The sequence below is a fragment of the Sphingomonas sediminicola genome, from assembly GCF_014489515.1.
Classification (GTDB): Bacteria; Pseudomonadota; Alphaproteobacteria; order Sphingomonadales; family Sphingomonadaceae; genus Sphingomicrobium; species Sphingomicrobium sediminicola.
On sequence record NZ_CP060782.1, the window covers coordinates 1,587,870 to 1,612,532 of the forward strand.

General features: G+C 63.2%; 25 protein-coding genes and 2 pseudogenes. 13 read left to right on the forward strand and 14 right to left on the reverse strand.

Annotated features, from left to right (window positions below; translation table 11 throughout):
• Position 1: 1 nt before the first annotated feature.
• Entirely contained in the window at positions 2–1,420 is a 1,419-nt protein-coding gene (locus H9L14_RS08550; protein ID WP_187707771.1) for an amino acid permease, read from the reverse strand.
• Between the two features lie 675 nt (positions 1,421–2,095).
• On the opposite strand from H9L14_RS08550, the gene H9L14_RS08555 reads away from it, so the two are divergent.
• Complete coding sequence (locus tag H9L14_RS08555; RefSeq protein WP_281389453.1) at positions 2,096–3,031, forward strand: fatty acid desaturase; 936 nt, start codon at positions 2,096–2,098, stop codon at positions 3,029–3,031.
• Positions 3,032–3,060: 29 nt separating this feature from the next.
• Positions 3,061–3,234, forward strand: a complete 174-nt coding sequence (locus H9L14_RS08560) for a hypothetical protein (protein WP_187707772.1) — start codon at positions 3,061–3,063, stop codon at positions 3,232–3,234.
• A 461-nt stretch (positions 3,235–3,695) separates the two neighbouring features.
• On the opposite strand, the gene H9L14_RS15810 is transcribed toward H9L14_RS08560, so the two are convergent.
• The 4 genes from H9L14_RS15810 to H9L14_RS08575 form a co-directional block, all read right to left on the reverse strand.
• A complete protein-coding gene (locus H9L14_RS15810; RefSeq protein WP_246444018.1) occupies positions 3,696–5,882 on the reverse strand; it encodes a translocation/assembly module TamB domain-containing protein in 2,187 nt (728 codons plus the stop codon).
• On the reverse strand, positions 5,798–7,861 hold the full coding sequence (locus H9L14_RS15815) for a translocation/assembly module TamB domain-containing protein (protein ID WP_246444019.1): 2,064 nt from the start codon (positions 7,859–7,861) through the stop codon (positions 5,798–5,800). The genes H9L14_RS15810 and H9L14_RS15815 overlap by 85 nt, the downstream gene beginning before the upstream one ends.
• Positions 7,862–9,811 (reverse strand): autotransporter assembly complex protein TamA, encoded by a 1,950-nt coding sequence (locus H9L14_RS08570; RefSeq protein WP_246444020.1) that lies wholly within the window; start codon positions 9,809–9,811, stop codon positions 7,862–7,864. It lies immediately after the preceding gene.
• A gap of 78 nt (positions 9,812–9,889) precedes the next feature.
• Positions 9,890–10,099: a hypothetical protein gene (locus tag H9L14_RS08575; RefSeq protein ID WP_187707774.1), complete on the reverse strand. Its 210-nt coding sequence runs from the start codon at positions 10,097–10,099 to the stop codon at positions 9,890–9,892.
• Between the two features lie 133 nt (positions 10,100–10,232).
• Between H9L14_RS08575 and H9L14_RS08580 the strand changes: the two genes are divergently transcribed.
• Entirely contained in the window at positions 10,233–10,388 is a 156-nt protein-coding gene (locus H9L14_RS08580) for a hypothetical protein (RefSeq protein ID WP_187710009.1), read from the forward strand.
• Here the strand turns inward: H9L14_RS08580 and H9L14_RS08585 are convergent.
• Positions 10,385–10,792: a GNAT family N-acetyltransferase gene (locus tag H9L14_RS08585; protein WP_187707775.1), complete on the reverse strand. Its 408-nt coding sequence runs from the start codon at positions 10,790–10,792 to the stop codon at positions 10,385–10,387. The two genes, H9L14_RS08580 and H9L14_RS08585, sit on opposite strands and share 4 nt — an antisense overlap.
• A 58-nt stretch (positions 10,793–10,850) precedes the next feature.
• Positions 10,851–11,495: a S24 family peptidase gene (locus H9L14_RS08590; protein ID WP_187707776.1), complete on the reverse strand. Its 645-nt coding sequence runs from the start codon at positions 11,493–11,495 to the stop codon at positions 10,851–10,853.
• Positions 11,496–11,909: 414 nt separating this feature from the next.
• Between H9L14_RS08590 and H9L14_RS08595 the strand changes: the two genes are divergently transcribed.
• The gene (locus H9L14_RS08595; protein WP_187707777.1) at positions 11,910–12,095 is read left to right on the forward strand and encodes a hypothetical protein; all 186 of its coding nucleotides are present in this window, start codon (positions 11,910–11,912) and stop codon (positions 12,093–12,095) included.
• A 1-nt stretch (position 12,096) separates the two neighbouring features.
• On the opposite strand, the gene H9L14_RS08600 is transcribed toward H9L14_RS08595, so the two are convergent.
• Both H9L14_RS08600 and H9L14_RS08605 read right to left on the reverse strand, forming a co-directional pair.
• Positions 12,097–12,627, reverse strand: coding sequence for a hypothetical protein (locus tag H9L14_RS08600; RefSeq protein ID WP_187707778.1), 531 nt, complete (start codon positions 12,625–12,627; stop codon positions 12,097–12,099).
• A 36-nt stretch (positions 12,628–12,663) separates the two neighbouring features.
• A complete protein-coding gene (locus H9L14_RS08605; RefSeq protein WP_187707779.1) occupies positions 12,664–13,227 on the reverse strand; it encodes a DJ-1/PfpI/YhbO family deglycase/protease in 564 nt (187 codons plus the stop codon).
• 60 nt (positions 13,228–13,287) lie between these two features.
• On the opposite strand from H9L14_RS08605, the gene H9L14_RS08610 reads away from it, so the two are divergent.
• Positions 13,288–14,328, forward strand: coding sequence for a DNA topoisomerase IB (locus H9L14_RS08610; protein ID WP_246444021.1), 1,041 nt, complete (start codon positions 13,288–13,290; stop codon positions 14,326–14,328).
• Positions 14,325–15,539 carry a mechanosensitive ion channel family protein gene (locus H9L14_RS08615; RefSeq protein WP_187707780.1) on the forward strand — a complete coding sequence of 405 codons (1,215 nt, stop codon included), beginning with the start codon at positions 14,325–14,327 and terminating at the stop codon, positions 15,537–15,539. Before H9L14_RS08610 ends, H9L14_RS08615 begins: the two co-directional genes overlap by 4 nt.
• 3 nt (positions 15,540–15,542) lie before the next feature.
• Here the strand turns inward: H9L14_RS08615 and H9L14_RS08620 are convergent, their stop codons facing one another.
• The gene (locus tag H9L14_RS08620; RefSeq protein ID WP_187707781.1) at positions 15,543–15,710 is read right to left on the reverse strand and encodes a hypothetical protein; all 168 of its coding nucleotides are present in this window, start codon (positions 15,708–15,710) and stop codon (positions 15,543–15,545) included.
• Complete coding sequence (locus tag H9L14_RS08625) at positions 15,707–16,048, reverse strand: hypothetical protein (RefSeq protein ID WP_187707782.1); 342 nt, start codon at positions 16,046–16,048, stop codon at positions 15,707–15,709. Before H9L14_RS08625 ends, H9L14_RS08620 begins: the two co-directional genes overlap by 4 nt.
• 58 nt (positions 16,049–16,106) lie before the next feature.
• Here H9L14_RS08625 and H9L14_RS08630 point away from each other — a divergent pair, with 58 nt between their 5' ends.
• Both H9L14_RS08630 and H9L14_RS08635 read left to right on the forward strand, forming a co-directional pair.
• Entirely contained in the window at positions 16,107–16,562 is a 456-nt protein-coding gene (locus H9L14_RS08630) for a MaoC family dehydratase (RefSeq protein ID WP_187707783.1), read from the forward strand.
• Between the two features lie 10 nt (positions 16,563–16,572).
• A pseudogene (locus tag H9L14_RS08635) lies at positions 16,573–17,756 on the forward strand (acetyl-CoA C-acyltransferase).
• On the opposite strand, the gene H9L14_RS08640 reads toward H9L14_RS08635, so the two are convergent.
• On the reverse strand, positions 17,753–18,232 hold the full coding sequence (locus tag H9L14_RS08640; protein ID WP_187707784.1) for a hypothetical protein: 480 nt from the start codon (positions 18,230–18,232) through the stop codon (positions 17,753–17,755). The pseudogene H9L14_RS08635 and the gene H9L14_RS08640 overlap by 4 nt on opposite strands.
• A gap of 103 nt (positions 18,233–18,335) precedes the next feature.
• Here H9L14_RS08640 and H9L14_RS08645 point away from each other — a divergent pair, with 103 nt between their 5' ends.
• The 4 genes from H9L14_RS08645 to H9L14_RS08660 are packed head-to-tail and all read left to right on the forward strand — an operon-like array spanning position 18,336 to position 20,617.
• Positions 18,336–18,950: a DUF4126 domain-containing protein gene (locus H9L14_RS08645; RefSeq protein WP_187707785.1), complete on the forward strand. Its 615-nt coding sequence runs from the start codon at positions 18,336–18,338 to the stop codon at positions 18,948–18,950.
• Positions 18,951–18,972: 22 nt separating this feature from the next.
• Positions 18,973–19,233, forward strand: a complete 261-nt coding sequence (locus tag H9L14_RS08650) for a hypothetical protein (RefSeq protein WP_187707786.1) — start codon at positions 18,973–18,975, stop codon at positions 19,231–19,233.
• The gene (locus H9L14_RS08655; protein ID WP_187707787.1) at positions 19,230–20,006 is read left to right on the forward strand and encodes an MFS transporter; all 777 of its coding nucleotides are present in this window, start codon (positions 19,230–19,232) and stop codon (positions 20,004–20,006) included. Before H9L14_RS08650 ends, H9L14_RS08655 begins: the two co-directional genes overlap by 4 nt.
• Positions 20,003–20,617, forward strand: coding sequence for an MFS transporter (locus H9L14_RS08660; protein WP_187707788.1), 615 nt, complete (start codon positions 20,003–20,005; stop codon positions 20,615–20,617). The genes H9L14_RS08655 and H9L14_RS08660 overlap by 4 nt, the downstream gene beginning before the upstream one ends.
• Before the next feature lie 7 nt (positions 20,618–20,624).
• Here the strand turns inward: H9L14_RS08660 and H9L14_RS08665 are convergent, their stop codons facing one another.
• Positions 20,625–21,857: a polyhydroxyalkanoate depolymerase gene (locus H9L14_RS08665; protein ID WP_187707789.1), complete on the reverse strand. Its 1,233-nt coding sequence runs from the start codon at positions 21,855–21,857 to the stop codon at positions 20,625–20,627.
• A gap of 131 nt (positions 21,858–21,988) precedes the next feature.
• Here H9L14_RS08665 and H9L14_RS08670 point away from each other — a divergent pair.
• Positions 21,989–23,766: pseudogene (locus H9L14_RS08670) on the forward strand (ABC transporter transmembrane domain-containing protein).
• Here the strand turns inward: H9L14_RS08670 and H9L14_RS08675 are convergent.
• Positions 23,742–24,314, reverse strand: a complete 573-nt coding sequence (locus tag H9L14_RS08675) for a hypothetical protein (protein WP_187707790.1) — start codon at positions 24,312–24,314, stop codon at positions 23,742–23,744. The pseudogene H9L14_RS08670 and the gene H9L14_RS08675 overlap by 25 nt on opposite strands.
• Between the last annotated feature and the right edge of the window lie 349 nt (positions 24,315–24,663).

Here is a 24,663-nt window from a genome sequence, read left to right on the forward strand (position 1 = left end):
TCTAGGCGGTCTGCGCAGCCCGGGCGCGGGCGGCGGCGCCATGACCGTAGATGAAATAGAGCACGATCCCGATCGCCTGCGCCGCGAAGAAGAAAAGCTGGGTGCGGTTCGGCAGGCTGATGAACAAGTAGATGCAGCCGAGGATGCCGACCGTCGCGACGAGGGTCGCGGCGGGTGCACGGAACTTCCTCTCCCGGTCGGGCTCCCTGCGACGGAGCACCAGCATTGCCGCGCAGACCGCGACGAAAGCGGCAAGCGTTCCCGCGTTCGCAAGCGCCGCGATAGAAGCCAGCGGGATCAGGCCGGCGAAGATCGACGTTACGATGGCGGTGAAGATGGTGATGCGCACCGGCGTGCCTCGGCTTGAAACGCGCGCCAGCGACGCAGGCAGCAATCCATCGCGAGCGACCGTGAAGAAGATCCGGCTCTGGCCATAGAAGAAGGCCAAGATGACGGTGGGCAGAGCGATCACGGCGGATGCGCCGAGAACACGTGCGGCCCACGGCTGGCCAATGTCGCGAAGGATCAGCGCCAGAGGCTCCGCACTGTCGGCAAAGTCGGTGTAGGCGACCGCGCCGATCGCCGCTGCGGCCACCAGCATGTAGATGATTACGCAGACGACCATCGATCCGACGATGCCGATGGCAAGGTCGCGGCTCGGGTTCTTGGCTTCCTCCGCCGCGGTAGCGATCGCGTCGAAGCCGTAGAAAGCGAAGAAGATGATCGCCGCCGCAGCCATCACTCCAACCTCGCTGCCCGAAGGCCCGCTCCTCGGGAAACCGTAGGGCATGAAGGGCTCGAAGTGGGATGCATCGAAGACCGGAAGCGCGACCGCAATGAACAACGCCAGGGCAGCCAGCTTGATGACCACCAGGATGGCGTTGAGGGTCGCGCTCTCGCGCGTGCCCGCAATCAGCAGCCCGCCAACGACGAATATGATGAAGATGGCCGGAAGGTTGATCACCCCGCCCAGTTCGGGTCCCTGTATTAAAGCGTCTGGCAATCCCATCCCGATCGAGCTGAGAAACCCGGCCGCATAGCCCGACCAGCCGACCGCGACCGCGCTGACCACAAGCGTATATTCGAGGATCAAAGCGACCCCGATCATCCAGGCGATGAGCTCGCCGAACACCACGTAGGAATAGGTATAGGCGCTGCCCGAAGCTGGGATCATCGTCGCCACTTCCGCATAAGCCAGCGCAGCGCAGGCACAGATGCCTCCGGCGATCGCGAAGGAGAGAATGACGGCGGGGCCCGCCTTGCCGGCGCCCACGCCAATCAGCGTAAGAATACCGGTGCCGACGATCGCTCCGACGCCGAGCGCGACGAGGTGCGGCCACGACAGGGTCTGCGCCAGTCGATGCTCTTCCGGGAGGTCCTCACGAGCGACGACCGCCTTGCGCACTTTCCAATTCTTCATAAGCCTCCCCCGCCGTCCCGGCATTCAGCCGGAATCCGCCTGTGCTTCGATGGTAGAAGAGAAGGCGGTTGCCGGGTCAAGCCCGGCATGGTGAGTCCGCGGAAGTTGACCAAATCGACTCTGCCGGACAGGGCGGCCCCCTGTCACCCTGAACGAGTGAATTCGGGGGTCTTCCACGTCCTCCACTTCGTCACCTTCACGCCGTCACATGACGCCACCGGAGCCGGTCCTAGGGCAAGCAGGCATTCTGCACGAAAGTACGGCAGCAAGCCTGTAAGACAGCTATTTCGTCCTGATTTCTGCTTTCGGCCCATTGCGGACACTGGCAGTGCAATTCAAATCTCGCGTCTTATTGGCGCACTTGCAATTAGCGACGCGCGCGGCCACTTTGGCTGGAATTGAGGCCAAAGCCTCGAAATGCTGCGGGCGCCGCGAGAGTGGCCCGGTGCCTTGCAGTTCCGTCCAACCGAATTCGCGATTGCTGTCCGGCGGCATGTCGCCGTCCTACGCAGCAAAATCGCGCAAGTTTCTGCCTGAAAGTCCCCCGCATTGAGTGTGCTTCCGAACGAAATTCCGCAGGGGCAAGCTATCGGCCACGCGCTTCCGGGGGCAGAAGCTCTCGGACCAGTCCTATCCCGGCGGTTCAAAGCCTATGGCCCTGACGCCAAGCGGAGCATCTTTCAATTAGTCACGACCGCAGCGGCGTTCATCACGCTGCTCGTGGTTATGGGCTCCGCGTCGCATGACCACTACTGGCTGACTTTGTTCTTGGCGATTCCGGCGGCCGGGCTGCTCGTCCGCCTGTTCATCATCCAACATGACTGTGGTCACGGCTCTTTCTTCAAATCACGAGGCGCCAACGACTACCTCGGGCGCGCCCTTTCCGTGCTGACGCTCACTCCTTACGGCAGCTGGAGCCAGGGCCATGCCGCGCATCATGCCTCCACCGGCAATCTCGACCGCCGTGGGCGTGGAGATGTGGAAACCTGGACCGTTGAGGAATACCAAGCCTCGGGGTCGCTCAAGAAGCTCTTCTATCGTCTTTATCGCAACCCCTTGGTGATGGTCATTCTCGGTGCGCCGATCAATTTCATCGTGCTTCAAAGGTTGCCGCTGGGTCATGGGCTTCGCGACCGTAAATCTCGCCGCAGCATCCTAGCCCTGAATTTCGCGTTGCTCGTGGCGTTCAGTCTTTCCTTCAGCTTGATCGGCGTTCGTCCGGTAGTGGTGACCTATCTCCCCGTGATGGTCATCGCATCCTGGATCGGAAACTGGCTGTTTTACGTGCAGCACCAGTTCGAGAGCACTGGTTGGGAGCGCGACGCCGATTGGAGTTTTCACGAAGCTGCCTTGAGCGGCAGCTCATATTTCAAGCTTCCGGCGGTTCTCCAATGGTTTTCCGGGAACATCGGGCTGCACCACGTGCACCACTTGTGCAGCCGGATTCCAAACTATCATCTTCAGGCCTGTCTCGACTCCGCGCCAGAACTGAATCGCGTCGCCAAGGTGATAACCTTGCGTGAGAGCTTGGGATGCTGGCGCCTGGCGCTGTGGGACGAGCGTCGCCGCTTGCTAGTGGGGTTCCGCGATCTGAAGTCTCGCGTCGCTTAGTGTATACGCGACGCTGACAGGAGGAATTTATGCCCCGGTTCACTGAGGGTCGATACCGCACCGAAGCATCGGAGCACCGCCCGGCTCGTGCTTATGTGATCGACGGAGCAAAGGCCTATTTCGTAACCGAGGAGGTCTACCGCTCAAGGCAGTTCCGGCCACCTTTCGAAACGCTTCCAACCGAAGACCAATATCATGCCTGAGGCCTCTGGCCGCTTGGGCCGGACTTCGAGCCGGTGCGGAACTGTAAGCTAAAACGAGCCACCCGCCTCCGCTCCGTAAGCCCAGCGAATCTTCCCTGGAACGTCACGAAGACCCACGACACGAAGCAAGACTAACTCGCCTAGCTTTGGCCTCAGCGAGACGGCCAGCCGGAACCCTGTCGTCGTAAATTCCGTGATCGTGACGTCGTCTTCCGACCCATCATCCCGCACGAGCAAGGCCGGGTGCCGAGTTCGCGGATTGGTTCGGAAAGCGTCCAGTATGCTGTGCTCTTCTGCCATGTTTGATCGCCCTCAACGGCGGGAGCACAATCTCTCTCAGTCGCCGAGTGGCCATGAATTAAGCTCGACGATACCAGCATAGCGCCTTGACGAACCTCTCGGTTCCGCCGCTTGGCCGAATGTCCGCTTTCCATCAGTTCCGGACATAAGCGACTTCCGCGCTAGTAATCCTTGCTAACGCGAACGTTCGCGCTCGTCCTGCCGATCGTCGAGATTGACGAAAGCAGCGAGAGCCAGCGGGTCACCTGATACTCGGCGCGCGTGGCGGAATAGCCCTGGCCGTCGGTGATCACCTCCACAAACAATTTGCGGGTGACGTACTTGCCCGCTGCAACGGCCGTCTTCTGGCCCGTGGCGATATCGGCCGGAAGGATTCGAAGCCGGTCGAGGCCGACGGCGCGGCGAACGCTGTTGATCGGGTCGAGATTGCCCGATCCCGACTGGAGCGCCGCAACCGCACTGGCGAGTTGAAGAGCCTCGGGCGCGGACAAGTTGGTGATCGACGTGCCGAACAGGATGCGCGACAGCAGCTCGTCCTGCGGCAGCTGAGGGACGCTCGCGAACGTGATCTCAGGATGAAGTCCCGTGCCGCCGACGACGACGTTGGCGTTCAGGCCCTGGACGTTGGCCTCGGCTCGAATGTCGAGGAGCGGATCGGGCGGGCTTTCGCCGCGGAAGCGGATCACGCCGCGATCGAGGCGGAAATTGCGTCCGGCGAAGTCATAGTCGCCGCGCACGAGATCCGCCCGGCCGGTGAAGCGCGGTGCATCCGCGGTCCCGCCTACGTGGAGGTTGGTGCGCCAGATACTGTCGATGCCGAGGCCACGCGCGCGAAGGTCGTTCCCGGCAACCTCCAGATCGAGCTTCCACGGGTGGAGGTCGGCAGTCTCGATGACATCTTCCTCGTCCAGGCCGACATGCCGGACCTGGAGCTGCGGGACTGCCGCCGCCGCACTGGCCCGGCCGAGCGTGAAACTGCCCTTGTCGAGGCGAAGGTCGCCGGAAATCGTGCCGTTTCGCCCATCCGAACGCACCTTCAGTGGTCCGGTCACCCGGGCAGTGATGTCGTCCCGATTCAGCAACAAAGCCTGGCTGGCGTTGAAGCTCAGATCGAGCGCGGCTGCACCTCCCGAGAAATCAACCGTTCCGCTACCCTCGATAGTTCCGCCGCCGCTCGTCGTTCCGGCCAGCCGGCTGAAGATCAGGCGCGATCCGTTGAAGCGCCCGTCCGCCTGGAGTTGCTCGATCAGCGTCCCGGTAACCGGGCTTTCAAGCCTCGCACTGGCGCTGCGCACCGAGCCGCGGATTGTCGGATCGACGAGGCGGCCGCCAATATCCGCGCCAATCGCGACTTGCCCGGTCAAATCGAAGATCTCGGTGCCGGATAGCCGCCAGAGCGTATCGGCCGGTCCGGCGTAGCGGAGTTGGGCGAAAAGCGGCGCGTTCATCAGCTCGGCCATCAGGTCGCCGCCGCCGATCGGTGCAAAACGGGCCTGGGCGCGACCGATCGTCTGTCCGCCACTTACTGCGACGGCCCGGACCGCCGCCTGATTGCCGGAGACGATCGCGGCGAGCCCGACATCGATGGGCTTCGAGGCGAGCACCAAGCCGGCTCGGCTGAGGCCACGAATCTTGAGATCCGCACGGCCGCTGCGGTTGCCTTTCCAGGCATAGTCCAGACGTCCGGTGGCGACGCCGCTCATGTCTAGGTCAGACCACCCAAGGTCCAACACCTCGAGCGGCATCGACTGGAGCTGGGCGTGGACCTCCGGTCGCGATCCGCTTCGGCCAGAGACCACGGCGCGACCGCCCGCGAACGATACGCTGGTGGGCGACAACGCCCAGCCATCGCCGGAACGGATGAGGACCGCGGCCTGATTGAGAATGAGAGGCCGCCGTTCGACCGAGCCTCGGCCGGTGAGCTCGATCCGATCGGCCGCGACGTTGGCCAAAGTGCTGAACTCGAAAGCAGCGCCACGGCGGCCTGCAAGCAGGGCTCGGACTTGGCCCTCGCCGTTCACCAGCTTCGCGTTCGCCGTCAGCCTGGCGAGCGAAATGCCCGTCATCTGAAGTCCGCGAGCATCGACGGACCCGTCGAGCGTCGTCCGGCCGTCCGCAAGAATGACGTTTCCATCGAGTCGCCCTGACCGGACCGCAAGCGACGGTAAGCGGGCATTGCTGGCCTGCAGATGGGCCTCGATCTTCTGCGCATCGCCGGCGGGAACGAAGCCGAGCGTTCCGTCCAGGCCGCCGCCCGCGACATTCAGCGTTCCCGTAAAGCCGCCCGGGTCGGAGCGAAGATCGCCGCTTGCGCGTGTCCCGCTGACGTCGAGCGCGGCGATGGACACGACAGCCCTGCCCCTTTCGGAAGGAGTATCCGGCCGTTGCTGGTGAACGGTCCAAGACGCGACTGGCCATTTGCGCGATAGTCGAAGCCGGCCGCCGTCGGCGTCAGCAGTAGCTCCATGCCGCGAACGCCCAAGGTCTCATTGGGGCTTTCGAGGAAAAGCTGGACCTTTGGCCGCTCGATGTGGCCGTCCAGGATCATGCGAAGCGGGCCGTAGGTTGCCTGCCTGCCTCTCGCGACGATGTGGAACGTGCCGTCGCGGTTACGGTAGCCCTCACCGGCCAAACGCAGCTTGGGCGAGTAGAATTGCATCCCGCTGAAGCGGACGATGCCGTCAGTCCCTCGTTCGAGCTGCGTCTCGATCCGCGGAAGCCCGCCGGTGAGGCTGGCAAAGAAACTGTTGTCCCAGCGCCGGACCCAGGCTTTGCCAGTCCCGATGACTCGCGAGCCCTTGCCGTTCGGGCCGGGCACGACCGTCAGCTCCGACTGAACATCGACGATGCCGAGACCTTCGATGAAATAACGGGTCAGGCCGCCCGAAAGAACGACCTCGAACCGCCCGGTGACGAGGTCGATCAGCAGTCCCATTTTCGCGTTCAGCTTCGCGCTGCGCAGTTGCAGGCCTTCGCCCCGAACGAGCTTCGGAGTGATCGTCAGGATTCCGTCGAGGTGTGCGTTGGCAAGGATTGCGCCAGCAACGTCGCCAACGCCGGTGATCGCGCGAGCGGTCAAGCGGAGAGGCACGCGCATCGGCCACGGCGAAAGCTTCCCACTGCCTTCCGCTCGAACGTCGACGAAGCCGGTGTCGTCGAATTTCACCGCCGGCGACGTCAGCCGATAGGAGTAGCGAGCAGTCGCGTACGGGCCGTCGAGCGTCCACAGCATGCGAACGTTCCGGCCGGTCATGTTGGTGAACAGCGCGGGCGGACGCAGCAGGTCGAGGCCGAGCCGGACGTTCCGGTATTGGCCCTCGGCCATGTCGATCGTGCCGGTCGCGACTGCGCGAAGCGAGGCCGAACCGATCGTCAGTCGGCCGTTCAGATTTCGTTCCTTCAGGGTGGCGTTGCCGAGGACTTTAACGGTCGGCGAGGTCAGCCGCTGAAGCCTGCCCTTGAGGAACGGCGCGGGTGCAAGTGCACCGTGGAGGCCGTATCGGCCTTTGCGAGCGGTGAGCTGGAGCCGTGCCGTCGGTCGTTCGGAAATATTCAGCGCCGCAACGCCGCGCCAGGCACTCCAGGTGCCGTCTCCAGTGACGACAAAATCGACGGATCGGTTCCAGCCTAGCAAGGCCGGCACTACGCCATTGGCCGGCGAGTGCGACCGCACTTCGAGATCGAATTTGTCGCCATCCGGCTCGGCATCGAGCGCAAGGGCAAGGCGATCCCCACCTTGGTCCATTGAGAGGCGGAGGCCGACGACGGCCCGTCCTGCCCGCACATCGGCCGTGCCCTGAAGCGCTCCGGTACGTGCGACACCCGTCACCGCTGGAGCCAGTTCGAGACGGTTTATCTTCAAGTCGCGGATGTGAATGTCGAACTTGGGAAGGATCGGTCCCTTCCGTCCGGTTTTCCTAAGCTTCGGCAGGCGAAGCAAAATGAGGCGATCCGCCTCCACGCGCTCGATATCGAGCTTGTTGCGGAGCCACGCGCCCGGCGTCCAATCGACGTCGATCTCGGGGGAAGTCAGAAAGACGCCGCGCTGGTCGAGCACGGCGACGTTCTTCAGACGCGTCTCACCGAAGATGGAGCCTTCAATCCGCCCGATCCGAAAGCGTAGTCCCGACGCGGTCTCGATCTGCGCCAGCCGGTCGACGATGAAGCGGTGTCCGGGTGCAGTGTCGAGCACGAGCAAGCCGATGACCGCGAGCGCCAGCAGAACGACGAACAACGTCCCGAGCTCGATTGCGAGACGGCGCGCCCAGTCGTGCCTAAGGCGAAGGCGCCGCCGCTGACCGGCTTCGCGGGTGACGGTTTCAGCCACCTAAAACGCCTGCCCGAGCGAGACGACAACTGCGACCGGCGCGTCGCCTGAGCGCGGGTTGAGCGGCGTTCCGACATCTACGCGGATCGGCCCAAAGCTCGAATAGTAGCGGACACCAATACCGGCCCCCAGTTGCCACTTGCGGAAGTCCGGAGTGACGTCGGAGGTCAGCGTTCCTCCATCGAGGAAGGGCACGATCCCGAAATTGCCGCCGAAGGCCTTCAGTCGAACGCGGGCTTCGAGCGCGAACTCGGCAAGTCCGCGACCGCCGATCGGGTCACCGAAATCATCCCTCGGCCCAAGCTGCTGATAGCCATATCCACGGACCGACCCACCGCCGCCCGAATAGAATCGGCGCGACGGCGCAATGTCGGACGACTTGGCTCCGACGATCGTTCCCAGCCGCACGCGGCCGGCGACGACGACGCTGTCGGACACCGGGTGATAGGCGCTCGCGTCGATCTGGATGCGGCCGTAAGTGAACTTGCCTCCGCGCGCGGAGATCTCCGGGCTAATTCGTCCGCCGAGCCGGAAGCCGGTCGTCGGGTCGAGGAGATCGTTGCTCCCGTCATAGCGCAAGCTAACCGGCGCTGCCGCGATCAGGAAGGTGCGCGTTTCCTTGTTGCCAAGATCCTCGAAGATGCCGCGCTCATCGGTGGCGATGAGATCCGCGCCGTAGCTCCAGGTCCATTTCTTGCGCCAGATGATGTTGCTCTGGCGCTCGATCAGGGCGCTGAGCTGAAGCGTCTTCGCGCGATAAGCGTCGCGATCGACGTTGCTCGCAACGGCCAGCAGGTCGAGCACTTGGTCCCGGCGCATGAAATTGCTTCGCCGGAACTCGGCGGAGACGAGTTGCTCGTTGGTCCCGGCGACCCCGCGAAGGGTCAACGCACCTTCCGGATTGACGAAGTTGCGATGCTGCCAGCTTGCCTCCGCGCGGACGCCCTCGCCCGTTCCGTAACCGAGCTCGCCGGCCACGGTCCGCGTCGGCGCGGGCTCGAGGTGCACGTCGACGTTCACGGTCTGCCGGTCCGGCGAAGGAACGACGCGGACCTCCGCAGATGCGACGAGGCCTGTCGCAATAAGGGCCCGGCGCAGATCGTTGACCTTCGACCGCTTGAACGGATCGCCCGGATCGAAGCGCGCGATGATTTGGATATGCTTCGGCGAGAATGGCGGATTGCCGCTGACGCTGATCTGCCCGAAGTGCGCCACCGGCCCTGGCTGCACCGGAAGGATCAGCGATGCGGTGTGAGTCTGGTGGTCGACCTCGACCTGCTGCTCGCCGACTTCGGCCAGCGCGAAGCCCTCCTCGCCGAGCGCGACCTGCAACGCCGTGCCAGCGTCGATGACGTTCTGTGCAATGACCGGGTCGCCGGTTTGTACTGCAAATGCCTTGCGCAATGCCGCGGCTTCGGACCCCGCCGCTTCGAGCCCCGGAAGTTCGACGGACTGGAAACGGTACTGGCGGCCCGGTTCGGCTGCGAGCACGACCTGCAGCGTTTGCTGCATAGGCTCGATGCGAGGCTCGACGACCGCATCGTAATAACCCCGCGAACGCAGCAGCTCTTCCAGCAACTCGCCGTCGGCGCGAGAACGCCGGTCGATCTGCGCCGCATTGGCTGCCTCGCCCCGCCCCTCTCGCAATGCCGACTGCTCGTCGAACGACTTGGCGAGCACGGGCTCATCCTCGATCCCCTGAAGACCTTCGATGATTACCGAGTAGCGCCGCTCCTCAGCTGCATCGATCGTGACGGCGGGCGCCGGAGTTTCCGCACCATCTGCAGCGGGAACAGTCGCATCCGGCGCATTCATGTTCGGCCATTCGACGCCAATGTCCGGCATAGGGTCGAGCGGCGCGGTGGGGTCGAGTTCTGCGGAGCCAGGTGTCTGGGCCCAGACGGCAAGCGGGGATGCGAGCATCGCGGTCGCGCATGACAGGCGCAGCACGACCCCCACTCTTGCCCTCGATCTCATCGATTTCGAGCCTAACCGGCGCTCCTGAACGGCGCCAGTCCAAGGAGGGTCTTAGTGAACCGTTCCCCGCACTTCTTCGTCGGAAAGTGTTGCGATGACACGTTCGATCTGCCGCCAATGGCAGAATCTCAGGACATTGCCGGCGTCGCGGCTGCTTTCCGCGCGCGCGGCGGCCTCCAGCCCGGCGTCGTCGCCGAACCGATCGAGCAGGTCCGATGCCTCTTCAAGGGCAATGCGACCGGAGATGAAGGGCGAGTCCATAGACGGTCATTAACCCGGAACCTCTTTCCCGAAAGCCGACGAAGCTGGTCAACCGACCGTTCACCATGTTCGGCTGGGGCTGGAGCGGCGCGTCCGCCTCTGTCATGGGCGAGGCATGGCAAAACGAACACCAATGGCAGGCGGCTTCCTCTTGATGGCGGCGATCCTGATCGGCGCGGTCTGGGGCGTTGCGACGGGCAATCCGATGAAGGGCATATTGATCGGAACCGGCATCGGAATCGGCGTGGCAGCGCTGATCTGGCTGCTCGACAGCCGAAGCCGGAGTTAATCGAGCGCCAAGTCGAAATGTAACGGCTGCTCTTCCACACCCATGCTCCGGTAGAGCGCTACCGCCGGCTCGTCCTCGCGATCGGCCTGCACGAAAACGACCCACGCGCCCGCATCTCGAGCAATCGGCTTCAGGGCCTCGATCAGCGAGCGAGCGATGCCGCGGCGCCGGAACGGCTTTGCGACCGCAAGGTCGTAGATATAGAACTCGCTCCGCTCCTGTTCGTATTTCATGAGCTCGTACGCCGACAGCGCGCCGACCACTTTGCCGTCAGACTTGGCAGCAAGAAGGACAAAGTGACCGTCGGAAAGGAGTCGCCGGAGATAGGCGTCTCCAGGCGGCGCCGAGAAGAAATTCTCCTCCTCTTCGAACGAGTCGGCGAAGACTCGCAGGGCCTCACGCATTTCCGCAATCTGGCGCGAGGACAGGCGCTCGATTTCAAACGGGAATGACTTCACGGGCTTAACCGATCTTCCGGCCCGCCCAGACCACCCGGCCAATGCAGTTGAGCTCGTCGATTCCGCAGTCGGGCCAGTCGGGATAAGCGGGATTGTCGGACTGAACGGTAACCCGTCGTCCGGCTGGGTGAAGCGCCAGCCGCTTCACGACCAGTGCCTCGTCGGCGCGCAGCACGTAGATCCCGTCGCGTAGACGCTCGTCGCAGTCGCCCAGGTCGACGAGTATGTCATCGCCCGCGTTCAAAGTGGGCGCCATTGAATCACCCTCAACCCGAATGATCGACAGCCTGCCTGACGGCGAGGCGGTCAGGCCCTTCAACCAATTCTCGTCGAAAGCGAAATAGGCCTTACCCGCCTGATCGTAGGGGATTGCACCGGGACCTGCCGAAGCCCTCACGGGGCTCCGTTTCACGGGAACCAGGCCACCGACGGGTTCGTCGTCCGCTGGCCCGCCAAGGAGGGTCTCGGAAATCGAAAAATAGCGAGCGAGCTTTCGTCGCTCTGCCTCGCCTAGCCGCTTTGGCACTCCGCGCCTCACAAATTGCTGAATGTAGGCCGGATTGCGACCGAGCATCCGCGAAAGGCCGGCAAAGTCCTCCCCGCGCTCGGCACAGAGCCGTTCGAGCACCACACGCGGGTCGTTCAACATGGTTTCGTCATAGTTATAGGAGAATCCCTAGACAAGTAGGAATTGCACTGGGAGTTGATAGGGCCCGCGTCGCCTGGGCGAAGTTGAAGGATAGCAAGTGCATTTACTTCGGGAAGTCGAGAAGTTCCTGAATCGGAGCCAAACTGCGCCAACCGGTTTCGGGCGCGATGTAGTTGGAGATCCGCGTTTCGTGTTCGATCTGCGTGAGGGAAGAGAGCCCCGCCAGACGACGGTCGAGCGTGTTCGCGCATTCCTGGAGACCGTCCGATGACCCGCCTTCCCATGCCCAAAGCCGGCGCTTCCTTGCTACGCGCCCTCCTCGCCCGTGCACTCGTCGATCATGATAGGATTTTGCTTACCGAGTATCGCTCAACCGACTGGCAGTAGCTGACCTTCCTCGGTGAGCGCCATGAAATGCGCTTCAGGATTCCGGGCCTTGGAGCGGAAGGCATTTTCGCCCGAATGACCGGAGACCTTACCGACGCCGAGTTTGCGATCCCGAAGCAGATTGTGGCGGATGTCGTGGTGTACGGAGCACCGGCGCGCGAGCGCGACGGCTCCATCAGCTTCAGCATCGAGGCTCTGACGATCGAGGAGTGATCTAGCGGAGCGAACGGCGGAGAGCTGCAAGCGCGTCGTGCAGCTCCTGCGTGGCATCGGGCGGAGTCTGCCGCGGTGTCGAGCGCAGGTGGTCTTCAATGCGTGCGTGCATCTCTCCGGCCGTGTCGCTCGGCTCGAAGAGCCTGACGACCCGGGAGTCCTCCTCTACGGCGGCAAGCACATCGTCCAGGACGAGTTCTTCGGTGGACGTTTTGTCTCCAGAAGCACCGAGTTGCTCGACGATTCCGGCGACATCGGCTTGCTCGAGAAGCTCACCCAGAGAGGAGAGTTCGTACTCGACCGGAGTTTGCTCGAAGTCCGTGAGAGCGAATTGGCGCCTGGGCGATCCGAACTTGCCAAGTGCAAGCCAGATCCCGCCGAGTGCGGCAGCGCCTGCCGCAATTGGGGCGACGCTTACAGGCGGCTGGGCGAGATAGGTCGCGGAAGCAAAGGCTACCGCGCTTCCGAAGATCGCCGCCGGCACAAACTCGAATGCCAGTGCCCAGCCGATGCTTTCGTTCTCTCGCTGCATGAGGAAGAGATGTAAGCGAAAATCCTTTCCAGCCGGTTAGGCAGTTGCCTCGCTGGTTGCCTTCGCCTTTTCGACCAGCGCGATTACCGCCTCGGTAAAGGCAGCCACGTCGCCCGGATTGCGACTTGTGACGATGTTCCCGTCGGTCACCGCCGCCTGTTCGACCACATTCGCGCCGGCATTCTTGAGGTCGGTGCGAATCGACGGCCAGCTCGTCGCAGACTTTCCGCGCAGCAGATCCGCTTCCACGAGCAGCCACGGGCCATGGCAAATCGCCGCGACCGGCTTTCCTGAATCCGCGAAGGCGCGGATCAGGTCGATGGCGGCCTTGTTCGTGCGAAGCTGGTCGGGATTGCGGACCCCGCCAGGGAGGATCAGCGCGTCGAAGTCGTCCGCATGCGCCTGCTCGATCGTCATGTCGGGCCGGATCGTCTTGCCCGGATCGTCGTGGACCGTCGCCTGGATCGGCTTCAGGTCCGGCGATGCAAGCTTTACGTCCGCGCCGCGTTCCAGAAGGATTTCGCGGGGGCCGAAAAGCTCCGACTCCTCGAAGCCATCAGTCGCGACGATCAGGACGCTGGAGTTTGAAATTTCAGACACAGGCACCTCCTTTGGGCCTAATCAGGAACCCGCCCGCTTTCCGCTCGCTTAGTCGTGCCAATGAGCGAAGCAAAGATGAACGGCGGCAGGCTGAGGCACAGCAGCGACAGCGAGCCCGGCTACACGCGAAAGAAGCAGGGCCGCTACTGGGCCTATTTCGACGAGAAAGGGAAACGCGTCACCGACCGCGACACGATCGACCGGTTGAACTCGATCGCCTTGCCTCCAGCCTATGTCGACGCCTGGTTCTGCAAGGACGAGAACGGTCACCTGCAGGCGACCGGGACCGACGCGCGCGGCCGCAAGCAATATCGCTACCACCGGGCGTTTCGGGCCCGGCGCGACAAGAAGAAGTATAGCGGGACGCAGGAGTTTGGAGCTGCTCTTCCCAAGATCAGACGAAAGGTCGCGGCCGATCTCAAGACACGCGCCTTGAGCCGTGATGCAGTAATCGCGGCGGTCGTTCGCCTGCTCGACAGAGGGCATATGCGCGTCGGCAATGAGCAATATGCGCGGGACAACAAGAGCTTCGGCGCGACCACCCTTCGTTCCAGGCACGTGAAGCGGAACGGCAGTAAGCTCCTGATGCGCTTCACCGGCAAGCACGGAATCGTTCACGAGGTGCCGATCACGGATTCAAACCTCAAGCGGATCGTGTCCAAGTGCGACGACCTGCCGGGTCAACATCTGTTCCAGTATATCTCTGATGATGGCGAACCTTGTCCGATCACCTCCGCCGATGTGAACGACTATATCCGGGAAGCTTCGGGCGGTGATTTCACTGCCAAGAACTTCCGCACCTGGGGCGCGAGCGTCATCGCCTTCGAGCAGATGCTGACGGCATCCGAGCACGAGAAGGCGCGCATCAGTTTGAAAACGGTGCTCGAGCCGGTTGCCGAAGCGCTCGGCAACACTCCCGCGATCAGCCGCAAGTCCTACGTACACCCCAAGCTGATCGAGGCGGCCCGTGACAGGCCGCGCAACCCGTTGAACGGCCTTGAGCGTCCTCGCGAACGCAAGTGGCTCTCGTCTGGGGAAGTTGGGCTTCTCAAATTCCTCGCAGGCCGCAAACGAAGCTCTTCGCCTGACGCCACGGCTTGATCAGCCGTACCGGCGTCGCCACAAGCGGAGCGATGAAGCCGAACATCGACCCAATCCGGCCAACGCAGAGCGTTGTGGCTTGGCTAATCGACAATCGTGACGGCGTGGTCCTCGGCGCGGCCGTCGCGGGAGCGATTGTCGCGGTCATGCTAGTCGCCAAATTGATCGGTCAGCGCATAATCGCCCGCGAGACAGATGAGCAGCATCTGGGCTGGCGAAGCGTCGTTGGGCGCGTGCTCGCAAAGACGAGCATCTTCTTCATGGTCATGGCCGCGATCGACATCGTCGCGACCTATGCGCAGCCGCCGGCGCGGGCCCAGCACCTGGTCGATGTAGGTTTCACGATCGCCTTCGCCCTTCAGGGCGCGATATGGGCGCGAGAACTGATCCTTGCACTGATCGCCCGGCGCGTCGGCGACGGCACGACAGAGTCCGCGCTCGGCAATGCCAACGCAATCATTCGCGTGCTGGTCAGCGTCGCGCTCTTCGCCCTCGCGATCGTCGTCATCCTCGACAACCTCGGCGTCAACGTCACAGCGCTTGTCGCCGGCCTCGGCATCGGCGGCATCGCGATCGGCCTCGCCGCCCAGGGCATCTTCTCCGACCTGTTCGCGGCGCTCGCCATCCTGTTCGACAAGCCATTCCGGCGGGGCGACATCGTCCGCTACGGGACGACCACTGGAACCGTCGAGAAGATCGGCCTCAAGACCACCCGCCTGCGCGGCGTTGGCGGCGAGCAGGTCATCATGGCCAACACCAAGCTGCTCGAGCAGGAAGTGCATAACGTCACCGACGCACGCGTGCGGCGCACGTGGCTAACGTTCGGCCTGACCTACCAAACTCCATCGGAAACGATCGAGCGGCTGCCGGACGTGATCACGGAGCCGATTGAGGCGATCAAGAACTGCAAGCTGGTCCGCTGCTCCGCGACCGCATTCGGATCGAGCTCAATCGAATGTGAACTCGTCTATGACGATCGCAGCCGAGACCCCGACACGCTGGCGCGGCACAAGTCGGCGGTCATCCTCGCTGTGAAGCGAGCTTTCGAACGCGAAGGCATCGACTTCGCCTATCCGACCCAGACGACCTTCACCGCGGCGCCCGACGGCACGATGGTGATGCCCTATCCGCAGATCCAGCCTGTCGTCGCATTAGACAAACCTGTCGTCGCATTAGACAAAAAGGCGAAGGAGTCGCGTAAGGATCGCTGAATCTTAGGCGGCTACCGCGCCGTCGAGGGACTCTCCCTCCGGAGTAAGCTTCCAGACATTGGCCAGCATTGCCCGGAATCCGTCCGGCGTCACCGACCGCTGGTATTGCGCCTGCATTTCAGGCGTTAGCATTTCGACCATCTGAGCATTGTCGACCCAGAATTCGATCACGCGGAAGGGCCACGATTGCACAGGATGGTGTGACAGCCATAGCGGCGGCCAATTTCTTCGACTTCCTCGATCGATAGGGGCGTTCCCACGGCGGCATGGAACGGACCATGGCGCGACACGGGCTCATTACGTTGATGCCCTTCTCCCGACTCATTGGGATAGAAGGCGAGATCGCGGGGATAGACCTCGATTGTCGTCCGCCGGTCGTCGCCTGCATGGGCGATCCAGCTGCCCTTTCCGACCATTGGAAAGTAGAAGACCTGGCCGCGCCAAAGCTCGGCGAACATGGTTGCGGTCCGCTTGGGATCGTCAGCGCTGATCGAGAAATGAAAGATCATTTGGAGTCCTCAGCTACGCGACTCTTGCCGCGCGTGCCGCGCCCGCTACAGCAGTTGCATGCCGGTCGCCAGTCTCGACGCAATCCGCTCTCGAATAGGCTCCGAAGTGGGCGTTTCGAGCTGGCTGACGATGGACCAGGAGCGGATCAACGAGTTCGCTGACGCAACCGAGGACCGGCAGTTCATCCACATCGATCCAGAGGCTGCCGCGCGCACTCCGTTCGGCGGAACTATCGGCCACGGCTTCCTGACCCTGTCGATGCTATCGCGGATGGCGGCGGAAGCCATGCTCGTTCCCGGCAGCATCAAGATGGCCGTGAACTACGGGCTCGACCGGGTGCGCTTCATTGCGCCGGTGCGAAGCGGCAAGCGAATCCGCGGCCGCTTCCGCCTTGACTCGGTCGACGAGAAAGCGCCGGGACAATTGTTATTGCGGCACACCGTGACCGTTGAAATCGAAGGCGAGGAAAAGCCCGCACTGACGGCCGAATGGCTCGGCCTTCTGTTCGTTTGAGGAGAGAAGAATGTCCGTCCGCGACGCCGTGATCGTTTCGACCGCGCGAACCCCGATCGGAAGAGCCTACAAGGGCGCCTTCAATGCGACTCCTGGCGCGACGCTGGGCGCGCTGTCGCTTGCTCCGGCAATCGAACGCGCGGGGATCGATGCGGGCGAGATCGACGACGTAGTCTGGGGCTGCGTCCTCACCCAAGGCGTTCAGGCGGGCAATATCGGCAGGCAGGTCGCACTGCGCGCGGGCTGTCCGGTTACCGTCAGCGCCCAGACGATCGATCGCCAGTGCGCCTCTGGGCTTATGGCCATCGCCACGGCGGCGAAGCAGGTGATCATCGACCGGATGGATATCGTCGCCGCAGGGGCCAGGATTCGATCAGCCTCGTGCAGACCCCGGAAATGCGTATCGGTGGTGACACTTCGCTCATCGCCATGCACAAGGACGTGTACATGCCCATGCTCGGCACAGCGGAGACGGTTGCCCAGCGCTACAAGATCAGCCGCGAGGCGCAGGACGAATATGCGCTGCAGTCGCAGCAGCGCACCGCCGCCGCTCAGGCCGAAGGGCGGTTCGATGCAGAGATCGTCCCGGCGACCGTAACGATGACCATCAAGGACAAGGAAACCGGCGAGGTCTCGAAGAAGGAGATCACGCTTGCCAAGGACGAGGGCAACCGCGCGGATACGACGATCGAGGGCCTGGCTTCCCTTCAGCCCGTCCTTGGTCCCGGCACCCACATCACCGCGGGCAATGCCAGCCAGCTCAGCGACGGCTCGTCCGCCTGCGTCATCATGGATTCTTCCGTCGCCGAAAAGCGCGGCATCGAGCCGCTCGGCCGCTACATCGGCATGGCGGTTGCTGGAACGGAGCCGGACGAAATGGGAATCGGCCCTGTGTTCGCCGTGCCGAAGCTGCTCGAGAAGTTCGGCCTCAAGATGCAAGACATCGGGCTGTGGGAGCTTAACGAGGCGTTTGCAGTGCAGGTGCTCTACTGCCGCGACAAGCTCGGCATTCCCAACGACCTTCTCAACGTCGACGGCGGCGCGATATCGATCGGCCACCCCTACGGCATGTCGGGCGCGCGCCTGACCGGGCATGCGCTGATCGAAGGCAAGCGCCGTGGTGCAAGATATATCGTCACTACCATGTGCATCGGCGGCGGCATGGGCGCCGCCGGCCTGTTCGAGGTGTTCTAGGGAACGCGATTGAACTGGTTGGTTGTGATCTCCGGCTTGCCGTTGATGTTCAACCAGACAATCGTCTCGCTCATCGTCTTGCCGTCGCCGGAGACGGTGTAGATTCGCGTAGTGCGCGGCATGCCTTCCTTGTAGAATGCCATAACCAGCACGTTCGGCGCGGGCACCTTCGCAGCGACAGTGTCTACGTTGTTGTAGCCGGTGCTGGGCGCGGGTGAGCCGTCGAGCGGATAGGTGCCGGTCGCGTGGATTTCGCCGCTGCCGCTGCCGATGACGTCGACCTTCGAGTTCCACTTTCCGCCGCCCACGTCGCTGTAGGTGATGTTGACGCTCTTCGGCCGCTGGTCAGGCGGGATCTGCGAATGCTCCAGATCGAGTGTCCAGGTGCCAAGCAAGGGAGCCGCCGGCTCAGCGGCGAATGCCGGCGCGCCCGGAGCAAACGATGCCATCAGCCCAAGCAACACCAAGTACTTCATAAGACGCCTCCGATCCTTTTCAATCAAGACGTGTAATATTATCACATGCACGTCAAACGAAACTGATGTTGCGAAGGGCTGCGTTCTGCCTAGTCTGCCGCCCATGAGCGCCGCAGAAATTGTCGCGCTGGCTGCATCGGTCAGCCTGCTCGCCGGGTGGCGGCTTTATCTCGTCGTCTTCGCGACCGGGCTCGGGATGAAGTACGGCTGGGTCGCACTCCCCGACCAGCTCCGGGCGCTCGACGTTCTGGCGAACAACTGGATCGTCGGCATCGCAGGCGTTGGCGCCATCGCCGAATTCTTCGCGGACAAGATTGCGTGGGTCGATAGCGCCTGGGACGCGATCCACTCGGTCATCCGGCCGCTGGGCGGGGCGATGCTCAGCCTGGCTATCGTCGATTCCGCAGACCCCACCTGGCAGGTTGCGAGCTTCCTTCTTGGCGGAGGCGCAGCCTTCTTCGCTCATGCGGGCAAGGCCGGAGCACGCACGCTCGTCAACGCCAGTCCGGAGCCGTTTTCCAACGTCGTCGTGTCCGCCGGAGAAGATGTCGCGACAGCCGGGCTACTGGCGCTTGCCATCGCGAACCCGATTGCCGCCGCCCTGATCGCGCTGATCCTTGTGATCCTGTCGCTCTGGCTCGTGATTGCGGCGCGGCGGGCCTTGAAGCGGCTATTCAACCGTGTCGGAATGCAACCGAAGTCCGGCGGAACGGGTTGAATTCGCGAACAGGAGAAAGCCGATGCCCGTTTCCGATCAACCTCTCGTCGAACGCATTGCGCGCGTGCTTGCAGCGGCGTCGTTCAGCTCGAACGCGGAGGGCAGCGATCCCTCGGCTTCCGAAAAGGTTGATCGCACCTGGCCTGAGCATCTGAACCAGGCGCTCGCCGTGCTCCACACGGCGCGCGAGCCCGACACGCAGATGGCGACGGCCGGCGATGCAGAAATCTGGAAGCGGATGGTGGAAATCGCCATCGAGGAGGCGGAAGCAACCGCCGCATGAACGCTCGAGCGCGCGAAAAACCGCGCGCCGATCCGCGATGGACGCTCGCCGCCTGCGTCCTCGCTTCGAGCCTGTCGTTCGTCGAAGGCTCCGTCCTAAACGTCGCGCTTCCCGCTCTTCGCGCGAGCTACGGAGCCGGTGCTGCGGAAGTGCAGTGGGTCGTCAACGCTTACCTTCTCCCGCTATCTGCGCTGCTCCTTCTTGGAGGCGCGCTAGGCGATCACTTCGGACGACGCCGCCTGCTGCTCTTCGGTACCAGCCTGTTCACGGTCGCTTCGGTCCTTTGCGCGCTCGCACCCAGCCTCGGCCTGCTGTTCGCGGCCCGCGCAGCTCAAGGGATCGGCGCGGCGCTGCTGCTTCCCAACAGCCTCGCGCTTTTGAATGCCGCTTACGAGGGTGAGAAGCGTGGCCAGGCCGTCGGGATCTGGGCGGCAGCGGGTGCCGCAGCCGCTGCGGTCGCGCCCCTGATCGGCGGATGGCTGGTCGACAATGTCGGCTGGCCCGCAATCTTCTACATCAACATCCCGCTCGGGCTTGGCGCAATCCTGCTTGCGTTCATATTCGTAAGTGAGAGTAGCGACGCGAGCGCAGGCAGGACCGATTATAAAGGAGCGTTCCTCGCAACCGCCGGCCTCGGCGGAACCACCTATGGACTGACCCGATGGTCGTCCTCCGGCGAAGTAGACCTGGTGGTCGGCGCGACCGTCATCGCGGGTTTGCGATGCTCGCGCTGTTCCTGTGGGTCGAAAGAGCACGCAGGGACCGCGCGATGATGCCGCTCGGCATGTTCGGTGATCGGTGTTTCATCGGCCTCAACCTGCTCACATTTCTCCTCTACGGGGCGTTCGGCGCGGCCATGCTGCTCGTACCTTATGTTCTGATCGAAGCGGGCGGTTACTCGCCCGTGCAGGCGGGATTGGCGCTCCTTCCGCTCCCGATCCTGATTTCGATCGGCTCGCCGATCATGGGTCAGCTAGCGATGCGCATCGGGCCGCGGACGCCGCTGGCGATCGGCCCGCTCGTCGTAGGCGCGGGCATGCTGCTCGGCCTGCGGATTGTGGATGACAGCCCCTATTGGACCGTCGTCATGCCCGCGATCGCCGTCATGGCGCTTGGAATGGCAATCGCGGTTGCCCCGCTCACCGCTTCCGTCCTTGGCTCGGTCGACCCGAAACACACAGGGATGGCATCAGGCTTCAACAGCGCCGTCGCCCGGATCGGCGGGCTCATCGCAACGGCGCTGCTCGGCGTGGTGCTGTCACGCCAGGGCGATCAATTGATCGACGGATTTCATTCCGCGCTGGTCGCATCGGCAATCGTCGGCGGCGCGGCGAGTCTCACCGCGATCACTCTGCTGGGCAGTGTGAAGATGCGCGAAAGCTGAGTGCCGTTTAGGCGTTCTTCGCGATCCAATCCTCAACGACCGGAGCGATCTTATCGCGCCACTTGCGGCCGTTGAAGATGCCGTAATGGCCGACGCCCTTGGCCATGAAATACTTCTTCTTCGCGTGCGGAACGCCGCTTGAGATATCGAGCGCCGCCTTGGTCTGGCCAATACCGGAGATGTCGTCGCGCTCACCCTCGATCGCAAGCAGTGCGGTGTCCTTGATGGCCTTCGGATCGACCTTGCTTCCGCGATGCATCAGCTGACCCTTGGGCAGAAGGTGGCGCTGGAAAACCACGTCGACGGTCTGAAGGTAGAATTCGGAGGTCATGTCCGCGACCGACCGATATTCGTCGTAGAACTTCTGGGTTGACGTCGCGCTCTCCTCGTCGCCCTCGACGAGGTGCTTGAACATCTCCCAATGGCTGACGAGGTGGCTGCCGAGGTTCATGGTCATGAAGCCGGCGAGCTGCAGGAAACCGGGATAAACCTTCCGGCCGGCACCGGGATAGTAGAGCGGAACGGTGGCGACTGCGTTCTTCTGGAACCAGCCAAGCGGCCGCTCCGTCGCCAGCGTGTTCACCGCCGTAGGCGCTTCGCGGCTGTCGACCGGTCCGCCCATCATCGTGAGCGTCTTGGGTCGCCACCGGTTGCGCGTGGAGTTCATCAGCGCGGTTGCAGCGTAGGCTGGAACCGACGGCTGACAGACGGCGAGGACGTGCGGGCGTTCGCCCCTTAGCTCGCCGATCGCCTCCATGAATTCAATCAAATAGTCGATGTAATCGTCGAGATCGAACGTGCCCTCGGTGAGCGGCACCGACTTCGCGTCTCGCCAGTCGGTGATGTAGACGTCGTGCTTCGGAAGCATCCGCTCGACGGTGCCGCGAAGAAGCGTGGCGTAGTGACCCGACATCGGAGCGACGATCAGAAGCGGCGGATCCTTGTCGGCCATTCCGGCGCGGACGAATCGCTTCAGCTGGCCGAATGGCTCGCGAACAAGGATTTCCTCGTGAACCTTGACCTTGCGGCCCTTCACAACCGTCTGGTGAAGGCCGAACTCCGGCTTTCCTCGCGGCGCTGCAGCATGAGCGAAGACGTCGAGCGCGGCGGCAATCAGAGGGCTACCAGACGCGTAAGCAACTGGGTTTGCTGGATTATTCAGCCATCCTGCACTCATGCCCGCCAATTTGCTCGCGCCCGCGAGAAACGAGCGCTGAACTTCATAGGCGTCATACAGCATTTAGGGGCACCCTCATCACCACGTACCAACTGATGTGGACCCCATTTGGTCCAACGGCAAGGGCCGTTGTTGCACCGCACTCATTGCGGTGCGCAATTGAGGGACAGGCCTACGGCTGCTAGTCGACGGGCATGGCTAATGCCCCGAACCGCCCGCCGGGCCGCTCCCTCAAGAACCTGCGGATGATCTGGAGCTTCGCCTCGCATTACCGGGGCACATCCTGGGCGCGGCCGCGGCGCTGCTCGTTGCGGCTGGCGCGACGTCCGGCGTGCCCTATGCGTTCAAGCTGATAATTGACAAAGGCTTCGCCGCCGGCAGTTCCACGCAGGATATCGCCCGCTGGTTCGAATATCTGCTGATGCTGGTCGGCGTGATGGCGCTTGCGACGGCGTTCCGCTTCTTCTTCGTATCGTGGTTGGGCGAACGGACCGTGGCGGACATCCGTCTTGCGGTGCATCGGAACCTGCTTCGCTTATCGCCCGGTTTCTTCGAAGAGAATCGGCCGGCGGAGATTACGTCGCGCATCACCGTCGACACGACGATCATCGAGCAGGTCGTCGGCACGACGGTCTCGGTTGCCCTGCGCAACGTCGTCCTTGCGGTCGCTTGCATCGTCATTCTCTTCGTCCTGTCGCCCAAGCTCGCAGGAATGATGCTGCTCGGCCTCCCGGTCGCACTCGGGCCGATCATCATCCTCGGCCGCAAGGTGCGAGCGATTTCCACGCGCAGCCAGGACCGCATCGCCGACGTCGGCGCGGTGACCAGCGAAGTGCTCGGCGCGATGAAGATCGTGCAGGCATTCGGACAGCAGGATCGCGAGACCGGCCGCTTTTCCGACGCCGTCGCCAAGGTGTTTGCAACCGCACGGACGCGCATCCTCCTGCGCGCGTTCATGACCGCCATCGCGATCTTCCTGATGTTCGGAGCGATCATCTTGATCATCTGGCAGGGCGCCGTGGACGTCGCGGCCGGCCGGATGACGGGCGGCACAATCGCGGCCTTCGTTCTTTATGGCGGATTGCTCGCCGGAGCATTCGGCGCCTTGTCCGAAGTTTATGGCGACTTCCTGCGCGCGGCCGGGGCATCGGAACGCCTGACCGAGCTCCTCGAGGCCGAGCCCGACATCCGCGCACCGGCCAATCCGAAGGAGCTGCCCGATCCCGCGCGCGGCGAGCTCGAGTTCGACAACGTCACCTTCCACTACCCGACGCGCCGCGACGTCTCCGCGCTCGAAGGCTTCAGCCTCACCGTGAAACCGCGCGAACGGCTTGCTCTGGTGGGTCCGTCCGGGGCGGGCAAGACGACCATCTTCCAGCTCGCGGAGCGCTTTTACGATCCGCAGTCGGGGAGAGTTCTACTGGACGGCGTCGACCTTCGCGATGCCGATCCCGCCGACGTCCGCCAGCGGATCGCGCTCGTTCCGCAGGAAACAGTCATGTTCGCAGCGACCGCGCGCGACAACCTGCGGTATGGCAACTGGAACGCGACCGAAGACGAGATCTGGCAGGCCGCAAGCGATGCGCATGCGGAGGAATTCCTGCGCAAGCTTCCGGAAGGCCTCGACACTTACATGGGAGAAGGCGGCGCTCGCCTTTCCGGCGGACAGCGTCAGCGCATTGCAATCGCGCGTGCGTTACTGCGCAACGCTCCCTTACTGCTGCTCGACGAAGCGACGTCGGCCCTGGACGCTGAAAGCGAGCGGCTGGTGCAGGATGCGCTCGACCGGCTGATGGCCGACCGCACGACGATCGTCATCGCTCACCGCCTCGCGACGGTTCGCGCGGCCGACCGCATTGTCGTCATGGATCACGGAACGATCGTCGAAGAAGGCACGCACGCGACGCTGACACGCCACGGCGGCCTTTACGCGCGGTTGGCGCGGCTTCAGTTCGAAGACCGCGCCGCCTGAACCTTAGGCACCGGCGCCGCTTGGCGTCGTTGTTCCGGAGGTCCCTTCCCACGGCGGGACGCACCCTTGCGCGCAGTCGTCGACCGCTTGCGGGTCGCGGGCTTGCGAGCTGCAGTCCCAGTCGAAGCCTTGCGCGTCGCTGCCGGCTTGGAAGCCTTTGCGCGAGTGGTCGTCTTCTTTGCAGTCGAGCGCTTGGCAGCGGGCTTCTTTGCGCTCGAGCGCTTCGTCGCAGCGGCCTGCGGAGTGCCCTCATCCGTCCATTTGCCGGACAGGACACGCTGCGCCGCATCGGCGACCGCCTCTGCAATCAGCGAGCCCAATTTGGATGCGCTCGAGACCATCGTGCTTGCCGCGGCCTGGGCAGTGTCAGCCGCGTCGAGTCCCGCATCGCGGATCTTGCGCCGCGCGGCAGGACTTGCGCTGATTGCGGCTGCAGCAGCGGCCAGGCCTGCTGCCAACATTTCACGGCTCATCGCCGCCTTGGCGAGCTTGTCGACAGTGCTTTCACCGCCCGAAGACGATTTCTTCCGCGTTGTGGATTTGGCCATCGTAAACCTCTCTTTCGGTCTTGCCCCAAAGACACTTCAACTGCTGAACGGTTCCGTTTCGGTAACGAACCGTGCCTGTAATTCCGAAGATTTCGATTGTCCAAAAACGTTAAAGGGGACCGCTGCTCAAGCAACGATCCCTCGAACATGGTCAGCGGCCGGAAGTGATTGGCCGTCCGTCCAGCTTTACGGCCGACGAACACCCCTTTCCGACCTCTGTGCTGAACCATGAGACATCGGATCACCTCCTTTCGCTGCGTTGAAGCTGAGGTGAGAATGATTCGTCCGGGCGCAAATCACAAGACTTGTAATGCGCTACAAATCTGCAATCTTTGGGAATTCGCGTGTC